The organism is Pseudomonas sp. YJ42, from assembly GCF_047225135.1.
Lineage (GTDB): Bacteria > Pseudomonadota > Gammaproteobacteria > Pseudomonadales > Pseudomonadaceae > Stutzerimonas > Stutzerimonas stutzeri_E.
This window is the reverse complement of the sequence record NZ_CP178378.1, coordinates 4,252,994-4,275,608: the sequence shown is the minus strand read 5'-3', so window position 1 is coordinate 4,275,608 and position 22,615 is coordinate 4,252,994. Positions and strand designations below refer to the sequence as shown.

Sequence of the window (22,615 nt, the reverse complement as noted above, 5' to 3'; positions counted from 1 at the left end):
ATGTTCGCAATCATGACCCGATCAACGATCGGGCCGGTCGGGCGTCACTCGGACCGCACGCCAGTATCGGCGCGCAAATCCGCTACGTCCCGCTATCGGTATTGCAGAAAGACGTTGTCGCGCCCGAACTGGTCACGCAATGCCTGTATCAAGTTGTCGGCCGGGTCGATCCGCCAGCTTTCGCCGAACTGCAAAAGGGCCCGCGCGTCGCTACCTGTATATTCCAGCGTGATCGGACAGGCGCCGCGGTGACGCCCGCAGACATCGGCCAGCCAGCGTACTCGATCACCCTTCAGCGCATCGCTGGCGACCTTCACACGCAGGCTTTCAGCCAGCCCGGTACGCGCCTCCTCCAGACTCATCACCCGCTTGGCCCGCAGGCGTAGACCGCCCGAGAAATCGTCGTTGCTCACCTCACCCTCCACCACCACGAGCGCGTCAGTCTGCAGCAGTGCCTGGGCACTGTTGAAGGCTTCGGCAAAAAGCGAGGCTTCGATGCGCCCGGAACGGTCATCGAGAGTGATGAAGCCCATCTTGTCGCCCTTCTTGTTCTTCATCACACGCAAATTGACGATTAGCCCGGCAACGGTCTGCTCGCCCCGCGCCGGGCGCAGATCGATGATTCGCTGGCGGGCGAAGCGGCGCACTTCACCCTCGTATTCGTCGATCGGATGTCCGGTCAGGTAGAGCCCGAGGGTGTCCTTCTCGCCCTTGAGGCGCTCTTTCAGCGATAACTCCCGCGCCTTGCGGTGATTGGCATAGACGTCCGCCTCCGGCTCGGCGAACAGACCGCCGAACAGGTCCATGTGGCCACTGTCGAGGCTGCGAGCGGTCTGCTCGGCCGCCTGGACGGCTTCCTCCATGGCCGACAGGAGAACCGCGCGATTGCGATCGATGTTGGCCTGATAGGTCTTGGGCTCGTCGGAGAAATAAGGGCCGAGGCGGTCCAGTGCGCCACCGCGGATCAGCGCTTCGAGTGTCCGCTTGTTGATGCGCTTGAGGTCGACGCGACTGCAGAAATCGAACAGGTCCTTGAACGCCCCCCCTTCGTTGCGGCATTCGCAGATCGCCTCCACCGGCCCCTCACCGACGCCCTTGATGGCGCCCAGCCCATAGATGATCCGCCCTTCGTCGCTGACGGTGAACTTGAACTCGGAGTTGTTCACATCCGGTGCGTCGATGCGCAGCTTCATGCTGCGGCATTCTTCGATCAGCGTGACCACCTTGTCGGTGTTGTGCATGTCCGCTGATAGCACCGCCGCCATGAACGGCGACGGATGATGCGCCTTCAGCCAGGCGGTCTGGTACGAGACCAGGCCATAGGCCGCCGAGTGCGACTTGTTGAAACCGTAGCCGGCGAACTTTTCCACCAGGTCGAAGATGTTGCCGGCCAGGTCGGCATCGATGCCGTTCTTGGCGCAGCCCTCGATGAAACCGCCGCGCTGCTTGGCCATTTCTTCGGGCTTTTTCTTACCCATGGCGCGGCGCAGCATGTCCGCCTGGCCGAGGGTATAACCGCCCATGACCTGAGCGATCTGCATGACCTGTTCCTGGTACAGGATGATGCCGTAGGTAGGCGCCAGCACCGGCTTGAGGCCTTCGTACTGGTAGTCCGAATGCGGATAGGAAATTTCCGCGCGACCGTGTTTACGGTTGATGAAATCGTCGACCATGCCCGACTGCAGCGGACCGGGACGGAACAGCGCCACCAAAGCGATGAGATCTTCCAGGCAGTCGGGCTTGAGCTTCTTGATCAGCTCCTTCATGCCGCGCGATTCAAGCTGGAACACCGCCGTAGTTTCGGCCTTCTGTAGCAGCGAGAACGTCGGTTTGTCATCCAGCGGGATGAAGTCGATGTTCAGCGGCTCCAGACCCTTTTTGGCCTGTTCACGGTTGATCGTCTCCATGGCCCATTTGATGATCGTCAGGGTCCGCAGGCCGAGGAAGTCGAACTTGACCAGACCGGCTTGTTCCACGTCGTCCTTGTCGAACTGGGTGACCAGGCTGCCACCCTCGTCATCGCAGGCGATCGGCGCAAAATCGGTGAGTTTGGTCGGCGCGATCACCACCCCACCGGCATGCTTACCGGTACCACGGGTAATGCCTTCGAGCTTGAGCGCCATGTCCCAGATTTCCCGGGCATCCTCGTCAACGGCCAGGAAATCCCGAAGCGGCTCTTCCATTTCATAGGCTTTTTCGAGCGTCATGCCGACTTCGAAAGGGATCATCTTCGAGAGTCGGTCGGCCAGTCCGTAGGACTTGCCCTGCACGCGCGCCACATCACGCACCACGGCCTTCGCCGCCATGGTGCCGAAGGTGATGATCTGGCTGACCGCGTTGCGGCCGTACTTTTCGGCCACATAATCGATGACCCGATCGCGCCCATCCATGCAGAAGTCGACGTCGAAGTCGGGCATGGAGACCCGTTCCGGATTGAGGAAGCGTTCGAACAGCAGGTCATAGGCCAGCGGATCGAGATCGGTGATCTTCTGCACGTAGGCCACCAGCGAGCCGGCACCCGAGCCCCGCCCGGGCCCTACCGGCACACCGTTATTCTTCGCCCACTGGATGAAGTCCATAACGATCAGAAAGTAACCCGGGAAGCCCATCTGAATAATGATGTCGAGCTCGAAGTTCAGCCGGTCGACATAGACCTGCTTCTTCGCCTCGTAGTCGGGCGTGTCCTTGGGCAGCAGCACCTCGAGGCGCTCCTCGAGACCGTCGAACGAGACCTTGCGGAAGTACTCATCCATGGTCATGCCGGCCGGCACCGGGAAGTCCGGCAGGAAGTAGGTGCCCAGCTGCACTTCGATATTGCAGCGACGAGCGATTTCGACCGTATTTTCCAGCGCCTCGGGCAGATCGCTGAACAACTCCCACATTTCCTCGGGCGTCTTCAGGTATTGCTGATCGGAATAGTTGCGCGGGCGCCGCGAGTCATCGAGGGTCCGGCTTTCACCGATGCACACGCGCGTTTCGTGGGCTTCGAAATCTTCCTGCTTAAGAAAGCGCACGTCATTGGTCGCCACCAACGGTACGCTGCAGCGCTGCGCCAACGCCACGGCAGCATGAAGATGCTCTTCGTCGTTGACTCGGCTGGTGCGCTGCACTTCGAGGTAGAACCGCTGCGGAAAGACCGCCTGCCACTCGGCCAGCAGCGCTTCGGCTAGCGCCTCTTCGCCGTCCAGCAGGGCATGACCGATTTCGCCTTCTTTGGCGCCGGACAGCGCGATCAGCCCTTCGGCTGCGGCCTTGACCCAGTCACGCTCGATGATGATTTGATCGTTACGCTGTCCCTCCGTCCAGCCACGCGACACCAGCTCGGTAAGATTCCGATAGCCCTTGCTGTTCATCGCCAACAGCGTCAATCGGCTAAGTGGACCATCTTCATCGCGGCTGGCGAGCCAGATATCGGCGCCACAGATCGGCTTGATTCCAGCCCCTTGGGCAGCCTTGTAGAACTTGACCAGCGAGCACATGTTGCTCTGGTCCGTGACGGCCACCGCCGGCATGCCCGCCCCCGTAACCGCCTTGACCAGCGGCTTGACGCGCACCAGGCCGTCAACCAGAGAGTATTCGGTGTGCAGACGGAGATGGACGAAGGAGACGGGCATGAGTGGACCTTGGACTGGCGAAACGACAAGCCGGGAATTGTACCGGAAAGCCAGGAAGATTAAGGCGGCTGGTGATGGATTGCATCACCAGCCGCGCCGATTCAGACCGACAATGCGACCGTGACGCTCACGGGCTCAGCCTGTGTGGCCTGCTCCAGCAGAATGCGTACTGGCGCGAACGAGCGACGGTGAATAATTGTCGGTCCAAGCCGCTGAAGCGCATCCAGGTGGTTCGGCGTCGGATAGCCTTTATGCGCGGCGAGTCCATAGCCGGGATAGCACAGATCCAGAGCGCACATCTCCCGATCACGGCTGACCTTGGCCAGAATCGAGGCGGCGGCGATGGCAGGCACCCGGCCATCGCCCTGGATTACCGAAGCGCTGGGCACCGCCAGTTGCGGGCAGCGATTGCCATCGATCAGCGCCAGCCGCGGCGTCACGCTCAAACCCTCGACCGCACGCTGCATCGCCAGCATGGTAGCGTGCAGGATATTCAGTTGATCAATCTCCTGCACCTCGGCGCGCGCGATACACCACGCCAGCGCCTTCTCGCAGATCTCATCGAACAGCGCCTCGCGCCGCGCCTCGGTCAGTTTCTTAGAGTCGTTGAGACCTTCGATGGGTCGACGCGGATCGAGGATCACCGCCGCGGTTACAACCGGACCGCAAAGCGGGCCGCGGCCGACCTCATCGACACCGGCAACCAGCTCTTCAACCAGATTGAAATCCAGCCCCATTTGCATCAGTTCGCCCCAACCAGTTCAAGCACCGCGTTGGCCGCCTGAGTGGATGCATCGCAGCGTAGGGCTCGGTGAATGGCGTCGAACCCCTCGGTCTGTACGTCGCCGTTATCCAGCAAGGGCGACAGCAACTGCGCCATCGCCTCTGGAGTCGCCGCATCCTGCAGAAGCTCCGGCACCAGAAGACGCTGAGCCAGCAGGTTGGGCAAGGCCACGTACGGGCTTTTCACCATGCGTTTGAGGATACGAAAGGTCAGCGGCGCGACGCTATAGGCTACGACCATGGGCCGCTTGTACAACAACGCTTCGAGCGTCGCGGTACCGGAGGCGATCAGCACCGCGTTGCAGGCAGCCAACGCCTCGTGGGATCGCCCATCGAGCAGCGTCAACGGAAGATCTCGCCCCGCCAGCATCTGCTCGAGCTGAACACGGCGTTCGGGACTGGCACAAGGCACCACGAAACGAATACCCGGGCGCATCGAACGAAGCCGGTCGGCGGCGCTGAGGAAGAGCTCACCGAGGCGCCCCACCTCACCGCCGCGGCTGCCCGGCATCAGCGCGACGATCGGACATTCCTGCGGAAGATTCAGCACAGCCCTGGCAGCCGCGCGATCAGGCTCCAGTGGAATTGCATCGGCCAGCGGATGACCAACGAAACGAACCGCTACCTGATGAGCGTCGTAGAACTTCGCCTCGAAGGGAAATAGCGTGAGCATCAGGTCACAGGCATCGCGAATCTTCAACACGCGCTTCTGCCGCCAGGCCCAGACCGAAGGGCTGACGTAATGCACGGTCTTGATACCGCTGCGCCGCAGTTTAAGTGCCAGGTCCAGGTTGAAATCCGGCGCGTCGATGCCGATGAAAACATCAGGCCGCACGTCGAGGAAGGTTTTCAACAACCGCTTGCGGCGCGCCAGCAATTCAGGCAGCCGACCGAGCACCTCCACCAGCCCCATCACGGCCAGGCGCTCCATCGGAAAATAGGATTTCAGCCCCTGCGCCTCCATCCGAGGGCCACCGATACCGATGAACTGGACACCCGGATGCTGCGCCTTGAGCGCCTGCATCAGACCGGAGCCGAGAATGTCGCCGGACGCTTCGCCGGCCACCAGCGCGACTGTCAGCGGCTTGGACATATCAGCGCGTAATACCGCGATTCGAGGATTGCACCGAGTCCCGAAACAACGCCACTTCCGGGAACGTCTGAGCATCGTCAGCGAGCGCAGCCAATGCGGCTTCGACCGTCAGCCCCTTGCGATAGACCACTTTGTAGGCGTTGCGCAATGCCAGAATGGCTTGCGCGCTGAACCCCCTGCGGCGCATGCCTTCGAAGTTCATGCTGCGCGCCTCGGCTGGGTTGCCGAATACGGTGACGAACGCCGGAACGTCCTTGCCGATCGCAGTGCCCATCCCCGAAAAGCTGTATGCGCCGATATGACAGTACTGATGAACCAGGGTATAGCCAGACAGAATCGCCCAGTCGCCCACGTGCACATGCCCCGCCAGCGCGGTGTTGTTCACCAGGATACAGTGGTTGGCAATCACGCTGTCATGGCCGATATGCGCGTAGGCCATGATCAGGTTGTGGTCGCCGATGGTGGTTTCGCTTCGATCCTGCACGGTACCGCGGTGAATGGTCACGCCTTCGCGAATCACGTTGTGATCGCCGATGACTAAGCGGGTCGGTTCACCCTTGTACTTGAGGTCGGGCGTATCTTCACCTACCGAAGAAAACTGGAAAATTCGATTGTACCGACCGATACGGGTCGGTCCCTTGATGATCACGTGAGACGCGATCACCGTCCCCTCGCCTATTTCGACGTCCGGGCCGATGATCGACCAAGGTCCGACCTGGACGTCATCCGCCAGCCGGGCCGCAGGATCGACGATGGCGCGAGGGTCGATCAAACTCATATCTTCTGTTCCGCACAAATGATTTCGGCAGAGCATACGGGCTTGCCATCAACGCTGGCGCGGCAATCGAACTTCCAGATCCCACGCTTGGCACTGATGAAGGTTGCTTCGAGAATCAATTGATCGCCCGGAACAACCGGCTGACGAAAACGCAGCTTATCCGAACCGACGAAGTAATAAAGTGTGCCATCGGCTGGCTTCACCCCCATCATCTTGAAACCGAGCAGCCCGGCGGCCTGCGCCATGGCTTCGATAATCAGCACACCCGGCATGATTGGATGCTGCGGGAAATGCCCGTTAAAGAAGGGTTCGTTGATGGTGACGTTCTTGTAGGCGCGAACCCGCTTGGCATCCGTGTCCAACTCCACCACCCGATCAACCAACAGAAAGGGGTAACGGTGCGGAAGGTATTCGCGAATCTCGTTGATATCCATCATATGTAGAAAAAGCCCGTAAGGATTATGGGAGCCAGCACGGCACCGCTGCCGTGCAACCCGCTGGCGCGAGCCTTTAGCAGGAGGCAATCAGACGACAGGATCAGGCATCAGAAGACGCATCCCCGCTTGGGGTCACGGAGGCCAGGCGTTTTTCCACTTGTTGCAGGCGGCGCGCCATGTCATCAAGATGACGAATCCGGGCCGCACTTTTGCGCCATTCGGCGGCGGTCTGCATGGCTGTCCCGGAAGAATAGCTTCCCGGCTCGGTGATTGACCGGGTGACCATGGTCATGCCGGTAATGAACACGTTATCGCAAACTTCGATGTGACCAACGAGCCCAGCACCCCCGGCAATCATGCAGTTGCGGCCGACTTTCGTGCTCCCGGATATTCCCGAACAGCCAGCCATGGCGGTGTTATCGCCGATCTGGACGTTATGAGCGATCATGATCTGGTTATCCAGCTTCACGCCGTTGCCGATCACTGTGTCCGATATCGCACCGCGATCGATGGTGGTATTAGCGCCAATCTCTACGTCGTCACCGATACGAACTCCGCCGAGTTGAGCAATCTTTTCCCAACTGCCCCGCTCGTTAGCAAAGCCGAAGCCTTCGCCGCCAATCACCGCACCTGGCTGAATGACCACCCGCTCGCCGATGATCACGTCGTGACATAGCGTCACCCGGGCGGCCAGTCGACCACCGGCGCCGATGCGGCTCCTCGCACCGACCACCGACTGGGCACCGATTTCTACGTTGGGCCCGATCCAGGCATCGGCCTCGATTACCACTTGAGCACCAATACGCGCGGTAGCGTCGATCTCGGCACTTGGATCAACAACGGCGCTGGGGTGGATGCCTACAGGTGCCTGAGCCCGTGTCTCGAACAGATGAGAGAGCCGCGCATAGGCAAGATACGGATTGACGACCACCAGCGCGGTGCCAGCATAGCCCTCGGCATCCTTCGCGGTCAGCAGCACGCAGCCCGCACGCGTGGTGGCGAGAAACTTCCGATACTGCGCATTAGCCAGAAAGCTCAACTGCTCAGGACCGGCATCTTGCAGCGTTGCCAGCCCCGACACCCGCAGCGAGGCATCGCCGCGTAGTTCAGCTCCTAGCCGCTCGGCAAGATTGCCAAGCGTATAGAAAACCTCACTCATCAGCGCAACTGATTCATGCGCTCAATGACCTGGCGCGTGATGTCGTATTGCGGCTTGACATCAACCACAGCTCCGCGCTCGAGCACCAGGTCGTAGTCACCCTTTTTGATGACCTCTTCTACAGACTTGTCCAGCTTCGGCTTGAGCTGCTTGAGCATGTCGCGATCGGCGGCAGCCTTGGACTCGTTGAGCTCCTTGGAAAGGAACTGAAAATCACGGGCTTTCTGCTTAAATTCGAGTTCGAGACGTTCACGCTCGGCCTGCTGCATCTTGTCACCGTCCTTACCCAGGCGGTCCTGGATGCGCTTGGCATCGCTTTCCAATCCTTTGAGCTTCTCCAATTGCGGACCGAATTTCTTTTCCGCGTCGACCGAATAGCGCTTGGCGGCGTCTGATTCGAGCAAAGCCATCTGATAGTTCATTACCGCGATTTTCATCTCGGCGAATGCGGGGGTCGCCACCAGGGCAGCGGCAACAACAAGCAATTGGGTCAACTTACGCACGGTATATACCACTCTTCATAAATGCGCTGGAGCGTCGCTCCAGGTGATTAAAAGGTTTGGCCCAGCGAGAACTGGAAGACTTGGGTATCAGCATCGTCCGGCTTCATCACTGGCATCGCCAGACTGAAACTCAAGGGCCCCATGGCGGTGATCCAGGTCAGACCGACGCCGACCGAACTGGCCATGTCGCCAATATCGATGTCGCTGCACTTGGCAGAGCCCGACGGGCAATTCGTATCGTAGACGTTACCCACATCCCAGAACACCGAGGTGCGCAGCGAACGCTGATCCTTGACGAATGGCATAGGAAAGAGCAGCTCCATCCCACCCTGGATCAATACGTTACCACCATAAGGCAACGCATCCTGGTCCGGGTCGGCAATGGTGCCTTCATTCCCGGTCACGTCCTCGCCTCGGCTCGGCGTACTGCGCGGTCCTAGACTGCTGTCCTCGAAGCCACGAACAGAATTGAAACCGCCGGCATAGTAATGCTCATAGAAAGGAAGGCGTGAGGTCGATCCGTAAGCGTCGCCATAGCCCAACTGGGTATGTAGCCGCATGGTGTACGTCTTGGTCACCGGAACGAAAAGCTGCGCATTGTAGTCGAGCTTGTAGAACGACAGGTCGCTGCCCGGAATGGTGGTTTCCAGCGACAGGCTCTGCGAGTGTCCTCGCGTCGCCAACACGCCGCGGTTCAGGGTGGATTCGGACCAGCCCACCGATGCTTTGAAGTTGAGGTAGCTATCGCCTTCCTCTTCCATGAAATCGAAAATTTCGTCGACCGTGTAACGACCGCTGTCGATGGTGTCCTGTTGCGCGGACAAGCCGAAGGATAGCCGTGACGTCTCGCTGATCGGATAGCCGATATTGACGCCCGCACCTAGACTGTCGACCGAGTAGCTGGACACGTCATAGTCCAGCTCGTCGTAATCGGTAGTGCGATAGAAGGCGTTGTAGCCGAGGCTGACGCCGTCTTCAGTCCAGTAGGGATCGACGAAACCGAAGTTGTAGCGCGACTGATATTCGCTGCGCGTCAGCCCGAGGCTGACTCGGTTGCCGGTGCCGAGGAAGTTGTTCTGGCTGATCGAGCCACCGAGAATCAGACCAGCGTTCTGGGCGAAGCCGATGCTCGCCATGATCGAGCCGGACGGCTGCTCTTCGACGCTGTAATTCACGTCAATCTGATCGTCGGTGCCGGGCACCTGCGGTGTTTCGACATTCACTTCTTTGAAGAAGCCCAGGCGCTCTAGACGCGTCTTGGATTGGTCGATCAGGTAGGTCGATGCCCAGCCGCCCTCCATCTGGCGCATCTCACGACGCAACACTTCGTCTTCCGTCTTGGTGTTACCGCGGAAATTGATGCGATTGACGTAGGCCCGCTTGCCAGGATCGACCACAAAGGTGATCGCGACGGTATTGTCTTCGTCGTTCGTTTCCGGCACGCCGTTAACGTTGGCGAAGGTGTAGCCCTCATTCCCCAGGCGTCGAGTGATCAGCTCCGACGTGGTGGTCATGACCTTGCGCGAGAAAACCTGCCCTGGCTTGGCCAATAGCAACGTCTGCAGTTCCTCTTGCGGCACTTTCAAATCACCGCTGAGCTTGACGTCGCTGACTGTGTAGCGGTCGCCCTCGGCAATGTTGACCGTGATATAGACGTCTCTCTTGTCCGGCGTGATGGATACCTGGGTCGAGGTGATATCCATGTTGATGTAGCCGCGGTCCAGATAATAGGAACGCAGGCGCTCAAGGTCGCCTGAGAGCTTTTCGCGCGCGTATTTGTCGTCATTGCGGAAGAACGACAGCCAGTTGCTGGTCTTCAGCTCGAATAGGTCGGTCAGGTCTTCCTCGGGGAAGACCGAGTTACCAACGACATTGATGTGCTTGATCGCAGCAACCGATCCTTCGTTGATATTGATCTTCAGCGCAACGCGGTTACGTGGCTGTGGGACCACTTCGGTCTCGATGGTGGCCGAGTAACGGCCTTGCGCGACGTACTGGCGCTGCAATTCGTTGCGCACGCCTTCGAGCGTGGCACGCTGGAAGATCTCGCCCTCGGCCAGGCCCGACTGCTGCAAACCGGAAAGAAGATCTTCGGTCTTGATCGCCTTGTTGCCATCGATCTCGATGCCAGAAATCGATGGCCGCTCGACCACATTGATTACCAGCACATCGCCTTCACGCCCGAGCTGGATGTCCTCGAAAAAGCCGGTGCGAAAGAGCGCACGAGTTGCGTCTACCAGACGACTGTCATCGGCGGCCTGTCCGACGTTCAACGGCAAGGCGCCAAAGACGCTACCGGCGGAGACACGCTGCAGGCCATTGACACGTATATCGGAGATGGTGAAGGACTCGGCGTGAACTTCGGCAATCATCAGTGCGGAAATTACCGCAGGTAGCAGCAGACGTTTCATGAAGTCCTTTCTTTTCAAACCTGATAATTGAACCTGCGCGTGGCGCGGCGACATCAAGGTATATGGCGGTTAAAGGCGGCCAAGGTCGTTGACCAACGCAAGCAGCATCACCCCAACTACCAGGCTGATGCCGATCTGTACTCCCCAGCCCTGGACCTTGTCCGACAAGGGACGTCCACGGACCCACTCGACCAGATAGAAGAGCAGATGCCCACCATCCAGGACCGGGATAGGCAATAGATTGAGCACTCCAAGGCTAATGCTCAGGTAGGCGAGGAAATTGAGAAAGTCGCCCACGCCGGACTGTGCAGAAGCGCCCGCCACTTTAGCAATGGTTATCGGACCGCTCAAGTTTTTTACCGAGAGCTCACCGAAGACCATTTTCTTCAGCGAATCGAGCGTCAGGACGCTCATCGTCCAGGTGCGGCGAAGCCCTTCCCCCACTGCTTCGACCGGCCCATAGCGGACGCTTCGAAGCATGTCCGCAGGCCATTCGCTAGCGGCAACGCCGGCCCCCAAATAGCCCCGACGGCTTTCGCCCTCGCCACGCTCGGCCAGTGTCAGAGGCAGGTCGACGAGCTGTCCGTCACGCTCGACCTCCAACTGCACAGATCGACCAGCCAAGGGCTTTACGCGATCGATGACTTGCTGCCATTCATTCAGCGGCTCGCCGTCCAGGCTGACCAGACGATCACCAAGACGCACGCCCGCTGCCTGCGCAGGCCCTTCGGGATCCAGCTGTGCAACGACCGGGGCGATTTCCGGCCGCCAGGGCCGGATACCCAGCGAACCTATCGGATCCGGTTCCTCGACACCTTTGAGCCAGTCATTGAGTTCCAGCTGCAGACGCCGCGTCCGATCACCATCGGTACGCACCAGAATCTCCAGCGAACCGCTTTCTCCAAGCCGCCTGATCAGCTGAAGGTTGACCTCAGCCCAGCCGGAGGTGGGTTTGCCGTTGATCTCGACGATTTCCTGCCCGGCCGCCAGCCCGGCTCGCTCGGCGAGGCTGCCAGCCTCGACGGCGCCCACCACTGGCCGAACCTGCTCGGTGCCGAGCATCGCCAGCGCCCAGAAGAACACCAGGGCAAGCAGAAAGTTGGCCAAGGGCCCAGCCGATACGATAGCGAAGCGCTGTTTGACCGTCTTGCGATTGAACGTCTGCTCCAACAGCGCCGGAGGTACATCACCCTCTCGCTCATCGAGCATTTTCACGTAACCGCCAAGCGGAATCGCCGCCAGGACGAACTCGGTGCCTTGGCGATCATGCCAGCGCAGTAGGGGACGACCGAAGCCTACCGAGAACCGCAGGACCTTGACGCCGCAACGACGCGCGACCCAGAAATGCCCGTATTCATGGAAGGTTACCAGCACACCCAGCGCCACCAGGGTGCCCATAATCATGTACAGCGCGCCCATATTTTCCTCTGCCTCGAAAGGCTTGTTCAGCGGCTCCCGACTCCGGCGAACCCAGAGCCCTGTATCGCTTTGCTAAGCGAACACCCTCAACCGTTAGCGATTGCGACTATGCAACCAACGCGCCGCCAACGTTCGGGCCTGCGCATCGGCCGCAAACACATCCGCCAGACAGCGGGCCGGAACCGACGCTTCCAGATCGAGAACGTCCTTGATGATACTCGCGATCTCGGTGAAGCGAATGCGACCGTTGAGAAATGCATCCACCGCCACCTCGTTCGCCGCATTGAGCATTGCCGGTGCCGTTCCGCCATCCTGGGCAGCCTGCCGAGCAATACGCAAACAAGGGAACCTCTGCTGGTCGGGCGCTTCGAAATCCAGACGGCCGGTCTGCAGCAGATCCAATGCCGACACGCCTGAATCGATTCGCTCCGGCCACGCCAGCGCATGAGCGATAGGCGTGCGCATGTCCGGGTTCCCGAGCTGTGCCAGCACAGAGCCATCGATGTAGTCGACCATCGAGTGAATGACGCTTTGCGGATGAATGACCACCTCGACCTGATCGGGACGCGCATTGAACAGCCAGCACGCCTCGATGAGCTCGAGCCCCTTGTTCATCATGCTGGCCGAGTCCACAGAGATCTTTCGTCCCATGGACCAGTTCGGATGCGCACATGCCTGATCGGCGGAGACCGCTGAAAGCTGCTCCAGCGGTAGCTGACGGAACGGCCCGCCGGATGCGGTAAGCAGAATCCGCCTCACCCCGACGCTGCCGAGCCCATGGCCATAGTTGCCCGGCAGACATTGAAATATAGCGTTGTGCTCGCTATCGATGGGCAGCAGCACCGCCTCGCTGTCGCGCAACGCCTGCATGAACAGCGCGCCGGACATGACCAGCGCCTCCTTGTTCGCCAACAATACCCGCTTGCTGGCCTGAACCGCCGCCAGAGTGGGGCGCAGGCCTGCGGCGCCGACAATCGCAGCCATCACCACATCGACTTCGGGATGGGCCGCAACTTCGCTCAGTCCACCCTCGCCTACCAGCACACGAGTCTTGATTCCGTCTGAGTCGAGCTGCCCCTGGAGCTCCCGAGCCTTGTCGCTACCATCGACCACGGCATATTGGGGGCGATGCAGGCGGCACAAATCGCGCAGCTCGGCGATACGACTGAACGCCGTGAGTGCGAAGGCCTGGTAGCGCTCGGGATGACGAGCCATCACATCCAGCGTACTCAGCCCGATCGATCCCGTCGCGCCAAGGACCGTGACCTGTAGGGGTGCGCTCACCAAGCACCCCACCCAGCCAGCCACAGCAGAACGGTGAAAACCGGCACCGCAGCGGTCAGGCTGTCGATGCGATCCATCACGCCCCCGTGCCCAGGCAACAACTGACTGCTGTCCTTGATTCCCGAGCTGCGCTTGAACATGCTTTCGGTCAGATCACCTACCACCGAAATCACGACGACCACTGCAGCACCGAGCAGCGCCAGTACCAGCTCGCGGGGAGACCACCCCCGATAAAGCCCGACAGCCAGCGTAATCAACAGGCTGGTGATGAGCCCACCGACCAGGCCTTCCCAACTCTTGCCCGGACTGACCTGAGGCGCCAACTTGCGCCGCCCCAGCGCTTTACCGGAAAAATAGGCTCCGATATCAGCAGCCCAGACCAGGACCATCACCGCCACGATCAGCCAGTTGCCTTGTGGCCATTGCTTGAGCTGTACCAAGGCCTGCCACGCCGGCAACAAAATCAACAAACCGATCACCAGGCTACCCACACGCCCCCCCCAGTAGCGCTGACTACCAGGGTAACCGAGCACCAGCGCGGTGGCAGCCAGCCACCAGAGCACGCTGAGCGGGAGCAGCCACGCAGCGGCCACCGACATCCGATACAGCAAAATCAAGAGCAGTGCGACCACCGCGGCATAGCCAATCCGCGCGAGCTGCCCAGCAAAGCCCGCAAGGCGCGCCCACTCCCAACCACCCAGCACCACCACAACGCCGATGAACAAAGCGAATGCGAGGCCCTCGAGAAGGAAAAAGCCAATCAGCGCGATTGGTAGCAGAACGGCGGCGGTCATGATGCGTTGTTTCAGCATTCGGCACGAACCTCTGTTTCAACCTGATCACCGGTCTTGCCGAAACGCCGCTGCCGCTTGGCGAAATCGGCCAGTGCAGTGCGCATGGCATCGTGCTTGAAATCCGGCCAGAACAGATCAGAAAAATACAACTCGGCGTAAGCCAGTTGCCACAACAGAAAATTGCTGATGCGCCGCTCACCACCAGTACGAATGCAAAGGTCAGGTAATGGCATATCAGCCGTTGCGAGATAGCTCTGGAAAAGTGCCGGCGAGATCTCGTTCGGATCGAGGTGTCCCGCCTGTGCTTCACGAGCCATCCGCTGAGCGGCCTGGAGAATGTCCCATTGACCGCCATAGTTGGCAGCAACCTGAAGTACGAAACGGCCAGGGCCGGCGGTCATTTCTTCCGCTTCGAGCATTGCAGCCTGCAGCTCGGGATGGAAGCGCGAGCGATCACCAATGATCCGCAGGCTGATGCCGTTTTCATTGAGCTTGCGCGCCTCACGGCGCAACGCGGTCAGGAACAGCTCCATCAGCGCACCGACCTCCTCGGCCGGCCGCTGCCAGTTCTCGCTGGAAAAGGCGAACAGTGTCAGCACCTCGACACCCGCCTCGGCACATACCTCGATGACAGCTCGCACCGCATCGACTCCGGCCTTATGCCCAGCCACGCCCGGTAAAAGACGCCGTTTTGCCCAGCGATTGTTGCCATCCATGATGACTGCGACATGACGGGGTACATTCCGCCCGGCAGTCTGCCTGACCTTTTCCATGAAACGACTCTACCTGCGCTCAATCACGCTGCGAACAATGGGAGAAACTGCCGGCGGCAATTTCCGGGGGATACGACTGGTTAGCCCCTCGCGCTTCGGTCCCGACCGGATCGGCGCGCTCCGACGTGAGCAGTACGGACGAAGTCCGGTACAGCACCATCAAACAGCCATCAGGTCGTTTTCCTTGCCTTCAAGCGCCTTGTCGATTTCCGCAACATACTTGTCGGTCAGCTTTTGAACGTCGTCCTGCGCACGGCGTTCCTCGTCTTCGCTGATTTCCTTCTCTTTCACCAAATCCTTGAGCTGTGCGATAGCATCACGGCGGATGTTACGCACCGCGACCCGAGCGTTTTCGGCCTCGGCGCGCGCCTGCTTGGTATAGCCCTTGCGGGTCTCCTCCGTAAGGGCCGGCATGGGAACACGAATGGTGGTGCCCGCCGTGGCCGGATTCAAACCCAGGTCTGAAGTCATGATGGCTTTCTCGACCGCCTGAATCATGCCCTTGTCGAACACGGTCAATGCAAGGGTGCGGGAGTCTTCGGCAATTACGTTGGCGATCTGGCGCAACGGGGTGTCGCTGCCGTAATAGGACACCATCACGCTGTCGAGAATACTCGGATGGGCACGACCGGTGCGGATTTTGGCGAATGCATGCCCCAGCGATTCCAGGGTTTTCTTCATGCGTTCCTGAGCGTCTTGCTTGATCTCGTTGATCATTGGTTCTGTTCCTCGATCAAAGTTCCTTCAGCGCCGCCGAGCACGATATTAAGTAGGGCACCGGGCTTGTTCATGTTGAACACCCGCAGCGGCATGTTGTGGTCGCGGCACAGGCAGATGGCGGTCAGGTCCATGACGCCCAGCTTGCGGTCGAGCACGTCATCATAGGTCAGTTGCTCGAATTTCTCGGCATTTGGATCCTTGAATGGATCTGCGGTGTACACACCATCAACCTTCGTGGCCTTGAGTACGACGTCGGCATGGATCTCGATGGCGCGAAGACAGGCAGCCGAGTCGGTAGTGAAGAATGGATTGCCGGTGCCGGCGGAGAAAATCACCACTTCCCCGCTCTTGAGATGACGCATAGCCTTGCGGCGGTCGTAATGATCGGTGACACCGACCATGGAAATCGCCGACATGACCAGCGCAGGAATGTTCGAGCGCTCCAAAGCGTCACGCATGGCCAGGGAATTCATCACCGTCGCCAGCATGCCCATGTGGTCGCCAGTGACGCGATCCATACCGGCCGCAGAAAGCGCCGCGCCGCGGAACAAGTTGCCGCCACCGATGACCAGACCAACCTCGACGCCGATTCCGACCAATTGCCCGACTTCCAAGGCCATGCGATCAAGCACCTTGGGATCGATGCCGAAGTCTTCCGACCCCATCAGGGCTTCGCCGCTTAATTTGAGCAGAATGCGTTTATAGCGAGGATTGCGTGCACTCATCTGCTGAGCCATTGGCGTTGTTTCTCCTGCGGCGTTCGTATGATCAGATTGGCGCTATGGCCAGAAAATATCTGCGCTATGACAGCGCAGTCGCGAGTTGGTGCCAAGCGCTGACTATAGCGCGGCAAAAAAACTTTTCTGCGCCCCAGTCCGACAAAGAGGCCGCGCGCGTGAGCGGGCAGCCTCTTCGAGGACAACAGGAGCGTCTTATTGCTTGGTAGCAGCGACCTGGGCGGCAACTTCGGCAGCGAAGTCGACTTCAGCACGCTCGATGCCTTCGCCTACTTCGTAGCGAACGAAGGAAACGATCTCTGCACCAGCTTTCTTCGCCAGATCGCCAACCTTGACTTCAGGATCCTTGACGAAGGCTTGCTCGACCAGACTGGCTTCAGCAAGGAATTTGCTGATGCGTCCAGCAACCATCTTCTCGACGATCTCGGCGGGCTTGCCCTTGATTTTGTCTTCGTTCAGCGCCAGGAAGATTTCCTTCTCCTTGGCAACGGCTTCTTCGGAAACCTGCGACGGATCCAGGAACTGAGGATTGCTGGCCGCCACATGCATAGCGATTTCTTTGGCCAGCTCGACGTTGCCACCTTTCAGGGCGACCAGAACGCCGATGCGATGACCATGCAGGTAGGACCCAACCAGATCAGCTTCGACAGTGGTCAGACGGCGGATGTTGACGTTCTCGCCGCACTTGGCAACCAGCGCCTCACGATCGGCTTCCTGAGCGGCGATCAGCGGAGCCGCATCGGTCATCTTCTCGGCAAAGGCTTTCTCGACACTAGTGTTGACGAAATTCTTGAAGTCGTCCTGCAGGGCCAGGAAGTCGGTCTGCGAGTTGACCTCAATGATCACGGCACGCTTGTTGTCATCAGCAACCTTGACCGCGATAGCGCCTTCAGCAGCGATGTTGCCCGCTTTCTTGGCTGCCTTGATGGCACCAGCTGCACGCATATCGTCAATGGCTTTTTCGATGTCGCCGCCGGCAGCGGTGAGTGCTTTTTTGCAATCCATCATGCCTTGGCCAGTGCGCTCGCGCAGTTCTTTGACCAGGGCTGCAGTGATCTCTGCCATGTTCGCAAATCCTCTCGATTCGATTTTCGATCATCGCCCATCAATCGGACGATCAATTCGGAAGTGGCAAAAAGGGGGCATAGCCCCCTTTCTGTTCAACGGGTATCAGCTAGGCGACAGTTGCGCTCAGCCTTGAGCAGCCTCAGGGGCGGCTTCTTCGACGAACTCGTCAGCGCCACCGGCACCATTCTGACGGCCACGCAGTACAGCGTCTGCCATGGAGCCCAAATACAATTGCACGGCACGGATGGCATCATCATTACCAGGGATGATGTAGTCGACGCCTTCCGGGCTGCTGTTGGTATCGACAATACCGATAACCGGAATGCCCAGCTTGTTGGCTTCGGAGATCGCGATGCGCTCATGATCAACATCGACAACGAACATCGCGTCCGGCAGGCCGCCCATGTCCTTGATACCGCCCAGACTGCGATCCAGCTTTTCCAGATCACGGGTACGCATCAGAGCTTCTTTCTTGGTCAGCTTCTCGAAAGTACCGTCCTGAGACTGGGTTTCCAGCTCACGCAAGCGCTTGATCGAGGCGCGAATGGTCTTGTAGTTGGTCAGCATGCCGCCCAACCAGCGATGATCGACGTACGGAGAACCGCAGCGAGCAGCTTCTTCGCGAACGATCTTGCCAGCGGAACGCTTGGTGCCGACGAACAGAATCTTGTTCTTGCCCGCAGCCAGCTTTTCAACGAAACGCAGCGCGTCGTTGAACATCGGCAGGGTTTTTTCGAGGTTGATGATGTGAATCTTGTTACGCGCGCCAAAGATGTATTTATCCATCTTCGGGTTCCAGTAACGGGTCTGGTGGCCGAAGTGCACACCGGCCTTCAGCATATCGCGCATAGTGACTTGAGACATGGGACTTCCTCAGAATAAGTCGGGTTAGGCCTCCACGCGTCCCGATATCCAACTCTTGCGAGCACCCAGGATACCGTGTCGACACGTGTGTGGGGTCAGGCTCGGCGGGCACTCCCGCAGAGCGGCGCGTTTTATAGCACAAAGAAGCGCCAGAGGCTAGCGCACTCCCAAGATAGGCACCGTCAGCAGAACGGACTCAAAGTTATCCCGCCACGTTCCCGTTCCGGGCCCGCCTGCAGCCAAAGGGCGCTTTGGTTTATCATTGATCCCTTCAATTTTTCCGCCTGCGCCTCTTGGCGCCAAGAGGGTTGCATGACCGTTTCCATCAAGACGCCTGAAGATATCGAGAAAATGCGCATCGCCGGCCGCCTGGCAGCCGAGGTGCTGGAAATGATCGGTGAGCACGTCAAGCCAGGCGTCACTACCGATGAACTTGACCGCCTCTGCCACGACCACATCGTCAACGTCCAGCAAGCCATACCCGCCCCGCTCAACTACAAGGGATTTCCCAAGTCGATCTGCACCTCGATCAATCATGTGGTCTGTCACGGCATCCCCAACGACAAGCCCTTGAAGGATGGCGACATTCTCAATATCGACATCACCGTCATCAAGGATGGCTACCATGGCGATACCAGCAAGATGTTCATGGTCGGCAAGACTCCGGAATGGGCCGAGCGCCTGTGCAGGGTGACACAGGAATGCCTCTATAAAGGTATCGAGCTTGTTCGCCCCGGCGCGCGCCTCGGCGACATCGGTGAAGTGATCCAGAAGCATGCCGAGAAGAATGGCTTTTCGGTCGTCCGGGAGTATTGCGGGCATGGCATCGGCAAGGTCTTCCATGAGGAACCCCAGGTCTTGCACTACGGCCGCGCTGGGACCGGCCTGGAACTGAAGGAAGGCATGACCTTCACCATTGAGCCGATGATCAACCAGGGCCGCTCGGAGACCCGCCTGCTCGGGGACGGCTGGACGGCTATCACCAAGGATCGCAAGCTCTCTGCCCAGTGGGAGCACACCATTCTGGTCACCGCTGACGGCTACGAAATCTTTACCCTGCGCAGCGATGACAGCATCGCCCGCACGTCAGCCTGATCACTGATCGATTCCGCAGTTTCGAGGACGAAGGCATGCATCCGGTTGATCCAGAGCTGTTCGATGGAGGCCAGTTCCAGGCCGAACTGGCGCTCAAGGCAAGCCCCATCGCGGCCTTCAAGAAAGTCATTCGTAAAGCCCGAGAGGTGCTCGATGCACGCTTTCTAGCGGGCCACGATATCCGTCGTCTGATCGAGGATCGCGCCTGGTTCGTCGACCAGATTCTGCAAGCCGCTTGGGGCCGCTTCGACTGGTGCGACGATTCTAATATCGCTCTAGTGGCCGTGGGCGGTTACGGTCGCGGAGAACTGCATCCCTATTCCGATATCGATCTGCTGATTTTGCTCGATAACGGTGATCACGAGAAATTCCGCGGTTCCATTGAAGGTTTCCTGACCCTGCTCTGGGATATCGGGCTCGAGGTCGGCCAGAGCGTACGCTCTGTGGCGGAATGCGCCGAAGAGGCACGCGCAGACCTGACGGTGATCACCAACCTGATGGAAAGTCGCACCATCGCCGGTCCCGAGCGCCTGCGACAGGACATGCTGAAGGTCACCAGCCCATCGGAGATGTGGCCGAGCAAGGAGTTCTTCCTTGCCAAACGCAACGAGCAAGCGGCGCGTCATTCCAAATACAACAACACCGAATACAACCTTGAGCCCAACGTAAAAGGCTCCCCCGGCGGGCTGCGTGACATCCAGACGATCCTGTGGATCGCAAGGCGCCAGCTTGGCAGCCTGAATTTAAGCGCAATTCTCGACCAAGGTTTTCTGACCGAAGGTGAATATTCCCTGCTCGCCTCCAGCCAGGAGTTCATCTGGCGAGTCCGCTACGGGCTGCACATGCTCGCCGGGCGCGCCGAGGACCGCCTGCTGTTCGACCACCAGCGCAGCCTGGCCGCCCTCCTCGGCTATAAAGACAACGACGCCAAGCTGGCAATCGAGCGTTTCATGCAGAAGTACTACCGCGTGGTCATGAGCATTTCCGAGCTCAGCGATCTGGTCGGGCAGCACTTTGCCGAGGTCATTCTCTGGGAAGGCGACAGCGGTGACGCCGTGCCGCTCAACAGCCGCTTCCTAGTGCGCGACGGCTACCTCGAAGTGACCGATGATTCGGTATTCAAGCGCAGACCCTTCGCGATCTTGGAAATTTTCGTACTGCTGGCACAACACCCTGAAATTCAGGGTGTCCGTGCCGAGACCATTCGTCTTCTGCGCGATCATCGCCACCTCATCGACGATGATTTTCGCAGCGACATTCGCAATACCAGCCTGTTCATCGAGCTGTTCAAGTGCAAGGAAGGCATCCATCGCAACCTGCGACGAATGAATCGTTACGGCATTCTGGGGCGCTATTTGCCAGAGTTCGGCCATATCGTCGGACAGATGCAGCATGACCTTTTCCATATTTATACCGTCGATGCCCACACGCTCAACGTCATCAAATATCTGCGAAAGCTGAGCAAACCCGGCGTCGCCGAGAAGTACCCACTGGCCAGCAAGCTGGTGGAACGCCTGCCCAAGCCCGAGCTCATCTACATTGCGGGCCTCTATCACGATATCGCCAAGGGCCGGGGCGGGGATCATTCGGAGCTGGGCGCGGTGGACGCTCAGGAGTTCTGTTTGCGCCACAAGCTTCCTGCATGGGATACGCGCCTGGTGGTCTGGCTGGTGGAAAATCACTTGGTGATGTCCACAACCGCGCAGCGCAAGGACCTCTCCGATCCGCAAGTGATTAACGATTTTGCCCAACTGGTTGGCGACGAGACCCACCTCGACTACCTGTATGTGCTGACGGTGGCGGACATCAACGCGACCAACCCAACCCTCTGGAATTCATGGCGGGCCAGCCTGCTGCGCCAGCTGTACACCGAAACCAAGCGGGCGCTCAGGCGTGGCCTGGAAAATCCGCTGGGGCGCGAGGAACAGATTCGTCAGACCCAACGCGCCGCGCTCGATAATCTGGTGCGCAACGGCACCGATCCGGACGATGCCGAACAGCTCTGGTCGCAGCTGGGCGATGATTATTTCATGCGTCACAGCTCCACCGACGTCGCCTGGCACACCGAGGCCATCATCGATCACCCGAGCGACGGCGGGCCGCTGGTATTGATCAAGGAAACCACCCAGCGCGAATTCGAAGGCGGCACGCAAATTTTCATCTACGCGCCGGATCAGCATGACTTCTTCGCCGTAACCGTGGCGGCCATGGATCAGTTGAACCTGAACATTCACGACGCCCGGATCATCACCTCGAGCAGCCAGTTCACCTTGGATACCTACATTGTGCTGGATGCCGACGGTACGCCCATTGGCAACGATCCCGAACGTACCGAGGAAATTCGCCAAGGCCTGATCGATGCACTACGCAATCCGGATGATTACCTGACGATCATTCAGAAGCGGGTACCCCGGCAGCTCAAGCATTTCGCCTTTCCGCCCCAGGTCACCATCCACAACGACATGCAGCGCCCGCAGACGATCATCGAAGTTGTCGCACCTGATCGCCCCGGCCTGCTGGCACGCATCGGCCAGCTATTCCTGGACTTCGATCTGTCAGTGCAGAACGCCAAGATCGCGACGCTCGGCGAGCGCGTGGAAGACGTGTTCTTCGTCACCAACGCCGATAATCAACCTTTGTCGGATCCGCAGCTGTGTATCCAGTTGCAGCAGGCGATGATCAAGCAACTGTCACAGGAAAATGAGCGACAACCTTCACCGAGCAGCATCGTCATCTGACACGCCCGGCCTTCGTCAATCCCAGGGCTTGCCACGCGTCCTCGCCGTGTATGGCAGCTTCTGCTGCATCGCGGCTTTGGCCAGTACGTGAGCACTGACCGGCGCGGTCAGAAACAGAAACAGGGTAATCAGCATTTCGTGGAGGCTGAGGCCATCGCCCTGACTACTAAAAAAGATCATCGACGCGATCACGATACCGCCCACCCCCATGGTGCTTGCCTTGGTAGGCCCATGAAGCCGAGTGAAGAAATCAGGCAGGCGATACAGACCGATCGCTCCGACCAGCGCGAAAACGCTGCCCACGATCAAAAACGCGCTCACCAACAGTTCGATCCAGAATGGCAT

At 59.3% G+C, this 22,615-nt stretch carries 19 protein-coding genes; 2 read left to right on the top strand and 17 right to left on the bottom strand.

Going from position 1 to position 22,615, the window contains the following annotated elements; translation table 11 throughout:
• Positions 1 to 92: 92 nt before the first annotated feature.
• From dnaE to rpsB, 16 genes are all read right to left on the bottom strand, one after another.
• A complete protein-coding gene (dnaE, locus tag ACL0K2_RS19740; protein ID WP_413043268.1) occupies positions 93 to 3,614 on the bottom strand; it encodes a DNA polymerase III subunit alpha in 3,522 nt (1,173 codons plus the stop codon).
• A gap of 101 nt (positions 3,615 to 3,715) precedes the next feature.
• Positions 3,716 to 4,357: a ribonuclease HII gene (gene rnhB, locus ACL0K2_RS19735; RefSeq protein WP_045161295.1), complete on the bottom strand. Its 642-nt coding sequence runs from the start codon at positions 4,355 to 4,357 to the stop codon at positions 3,716 to 3,718.
• Complete coding sequence (lpxB, locus tag ACL0K2_RS19730; protein ID WP_045161294.1) at positions 4,357 to 5,490, bottom strand: lipid-A-disaccharide synthase; 1,134 nt, start codon at positions 5,488 to 5,490, stop codon at positions 4,357 to 4,359. The genes rnhB and lpxB overlap by 1 nt, the downstream gene beginning before the upstream one ends.
• 1 nt (position 5,491) lies before the next feature.
• A complete protein-coding gene (gene lpxA / locus ACL0K2_RS19725) occupies positions 5,492 to 6,268 on the bottom strand; it encodes an acyl-ACP--UDP-N-acetylglucosamine O-acyltransferase (RefSeq protein WP_045161293.1) in 777 nt (258 codons plus the stop codon).
• Complete coding sequence (fabZ, locus tag ACL0K2_RS19720; protein WP_045161292.1) at positions 6,265 to 6,705, bottom strand: 3-hydroxyacyl-ACP dehydratase FabZ; 441 nt, start codon at positions 6,703 to 6,705, stop codon at positions 6,265 to 6,267. The genes lpxA and fabZ overlap by 4 nt, the downstream gene beginning before the upstream one ends.
• Before the next feature lie 100 nt (positions 6,706 to 6,805).
• Complete coding sequence (gene lpxD / locus ACL0K2_RS19715) at positions 6,806 to 7,867, bottom strand: UDP-3-O-(3-hydroxymyristoyl)glucosamine N-acyltransferase (protein ID WP_413044495.1); 1,062 nt, start codon at positions 7,865 to 7,867, stop codon at positions 6,806 to 6,808.
• Entirely contained in the window at positions 7,864 to 8,367 is a 504-nt protein-coding gene (locus ACL0K2_RS19710) for an OmpH family outer membrane protein (protein ID WP_031310707.1), read from the bottom strand. The genes lpxD and ACL0K2_RS19710 overlap by 4 nt, the downstream gene beginning before the upstream one ends.
• A 47-nt stretch (positions 8,368 to 8,414) precedes the next feature.
• A complete protein-coding gene (gene bamA, locus ACL0K2_RS19705; protein ID WP_239610701.1) occupies positions 8,415 to 10,778 on the bottom strand; it encodes an outer membrane protein assembly factor BamA in 2,364 nt (787 codons plus the stop codon).
• A gap of 69 nt (positions 10,779 to 10,847) precedes the next feature.
• Positions 10,848 to 12,197, bottom strand: a complete 1,350-nt coding sequence (rseP, locus tag ACL0K2_RS19700) for an RIP metalloprotease RseP (protein ID WP_413043267.1) — start codon at positions 12,195 to 12,197, stop codon at positions 10,848 to 10,850.
• 93 nt (positions 12,198 to 12,290) lie between these two features.
• On the bottom strand, positions 12,291 to 13,481 hold the full coding sequence (ispC, locus tag ACL0K2_RS19695) for a 1-deoxy-D-xylulose-5-phosphate reductoisomerase (protein WP_413043266.1): 1,191 nt from the start codon (positions 13,479 to 13,481) through the stop codon (positions 12,291 to 12,293).
• On the bottom strand, positions 13,478 to 14,293 hold the full coding sequence (locus ACL0K2_RS19690; protein WP_045161288.1) for a phosphatidate cytidylyltransferase: 816 nt from the start codon (positions 14,291 to 14,293) through the stop codon (positions 13,478 to 13,480). The genes ispC and ACL0K2_RS19690 overlap by 4 nt, the downstream gene beginning before the upstream one ends.
• Entirely contained in the window at positions 14,287 to 15,048 is a 762-nt protein-coding gene (gene uppS, locus ACL0K2_RS19685) for a polyprenyl diphosphate synthase (RefSeq protein WP_045161287.1), read from the bottom strand. Before uppS ends, ACL0K2_RS19690 begins: the two co-directional genes overlap by 7 nt.
• A 159-nt stretch (positions 15,049 to 15,207) precedes the next feature.
• A complete protein-coding gene (gene frr, locus ACL0K2_RS19680) occupies positions 15,208 to 15,765 on the bottom strand; it encodes a ribosome recycling factor (protein ID WP_045161286.1) in 558 nt (185 codons plus the stop codon).
• Positions 15,762 to 16,505 (bottom strand): UMP kinase, encoded by a 744-nt coding sequence (gene pyrH / locus ACL0K2_RS19675; protein WP_019342381.1) that lies wholly within the window; start codon positions 16,503 to 16,505, stop codon positions 15,762 to 15,764. The genes frr and pyrH overlap by 4 nt, the downstream gene beginning before the upstream one ends.
• A gap of 195 nt (positions 16,506 to 16,700) precedes the next feature.
• Entirely contained in the window at positions 16,701 to 17,570 is an 870-nt protein-coding gene (gene tsf, locus ACL0K2_RS19670) for a translation elongation factor Ts (protein ID WP_045161285.1), read from the bottom strand.
• Positions 17,571 to 17,696: 126 nt separating this feature from the next.
• Complete coding sequence (gene rpsB / locus ACL0K2_RS19665; RefSeq protein WP_025240918.1) at positions 17,697 to 18,437, bottom strand: 30S ribosomal protein S2; 741 nt, start codon at positions 18,435 to 18,437, stop codon at positions 17,697 to 17,699.
• A 312-nt stretch (positions 18,438 to 18,749) separates the two neighbouring features.
• Between rpsB and map the strand changes: the two genes are divergently transcribed.
• A complete protein-coding gene (map, locus tag ACL0K2_RS19660; RefSeq protein ID WP_045161284.1) occupies positions 18,750 to 19,532 on the top strand; it encodes a type I methionyl aminopeptidase in 783 nt (260 codons plus the stop codon).
• A gap of 35 nt (positions 19,533 to 19,567) precedes the next feature.
• Positions 19,568 to 22,270 (top strand): [protein-PII] uridylyltransferase, encoded by a 2,703-nt coding sequence (locus tag ACL0K2_RS19655; RefSeq protein WP_045161283.1) that lies wholly within the window; start codon positions 19,568 to 19,570, stop codon positions 22,268 to 22,270.
• Positions 22,271 to 22,285: 15 nt separating this feature from the next.
• Here ACL0K2_RS19655 and ACL0K2_RS19650 read toward each other — a convergent pair whose 3' ends face one another.
• Positions 22,286 to 22,615: a Na+/H+ antiporter subunit G gene (locus ACL0K2_RS19650; RefSeq protein WP_045161282.1), complete on the bottom strand. Its 330-nt coding sequence runs from the start codon at positions 22,613 to 22,615 to the stop codon at positions 22,286 to 22,288.

Excerpts from the sequence above, each read along its gene's own strand:
- dnaE (WP_413043268.1), bottom strand. The coding sequence starts at position 3,614 with ATGCCCGTCTCCTTCGTCCATCTCCGTCTGCACACCGAATACTCTCTG.
- rnhB (WP_045161295.1), bottom strand. The coding sequence starts at position 4,357 with ATGCAAATGGGGCTGGATTTCAATCTGGTTGAAGAGCTGGTTGCCGGT.
- lpxB (WP_045161294.1), bottom strand. The coding sequence starts at position 5,490 with ATGTCCAAGCCGCTGACAGTCGCGCTGGTGGCCGGCGAAGCGTCCGGC.
- lpxA (WP_045161293.1), bottom strand. The coding sequence starts at position 6,268 with ATGAGTTTGATCGACCCTCGCGCCATCGTCGATCCTGCGGCCCGGCTG.
- fabZ (WP_045161292.1), bottom strand. The coding sequence starts at position 6,705 with ATGATGGATATCAACGAGATTCGCGAATACCTTCCGCACCGTTACCCC.
- bamA (WP_239610701.1), bottom strand. The coding sequence starts at position 10,778 with ATGAAACGTCTGCTGCTACCTGCGGTAATTTCCGCACTGATGATTGCC.
- rseP (WP_413043267.1), bottom strand. The coding sequence starts at position 12,197 with ATGGGCGCGCTGTACATGATTATGGGCACCCTGGTGGCGCTGGGTGTG.
- ACL0K2_RS19690 (WP_045161288.1), bottom strand. The coding sequence starts at position 14,293 with ATGCTGAAACAACGCATCATGACCGCCGCCGTTCTGCTACCAATCGCG.
- uppS (WP_045161287.1), bottom strand. The coding sequence starts at position 15,048 with ATGGAAAAGGTCAGGCAGACTGCCGGGCGGAATGTACCCCGTCATGTC.
- frr (WP_045161286.1), bottom strand. The coding sequence starts at position 15,765 with ATGATCAACGAGATCAAGCAAGACGCTCAGGAACGCATGAAGAAAACC.
- pyrH (WP_019342381.1), bottom strand. The coding sequence starts at position 16,505 with ATGGCTCAGCAGATGAGTGCACGCAATCCTCGCTATAAACGCATTCTG.
- tsf (WP_045161285.1), bottom strand. The coding sequence starts at position 17,570 with ATGGCAGAGATCACTGCAGCCCTGGTCAAAGAACTGCGCGAGCGCACT.
- rpsB (WP_025240918.1), bottom strand. The coding sequence starts at position 18,437 with ATGTCTCAAGTCACTATGCGCGATATGCTGAAGGCCGGTGTGCACTTC.
- map (WP_045161284.1), top strand. The coding sequence starts at position 18,750 with ATGACCGTTTCCATCAAGACGCCTGAAGATATCGAGAAAATGCGCATC.
- ACL0K2_RS19655 (WP_045161283.1), top strand. The coding sequence starts at position 19,568 with ATGCATCCGGTTGATCCAGAGCTGTTCGATGGAGGCCAGTTCCAGGCC.
- ACL0K2_RS19650 (WP_045161282.1), bottom strand. The coding sequence starts at position 22,615 with ATGCCATTCTGGATCGAACTGTTGGTGAGCGCGTTTTTGATCGTGGGC.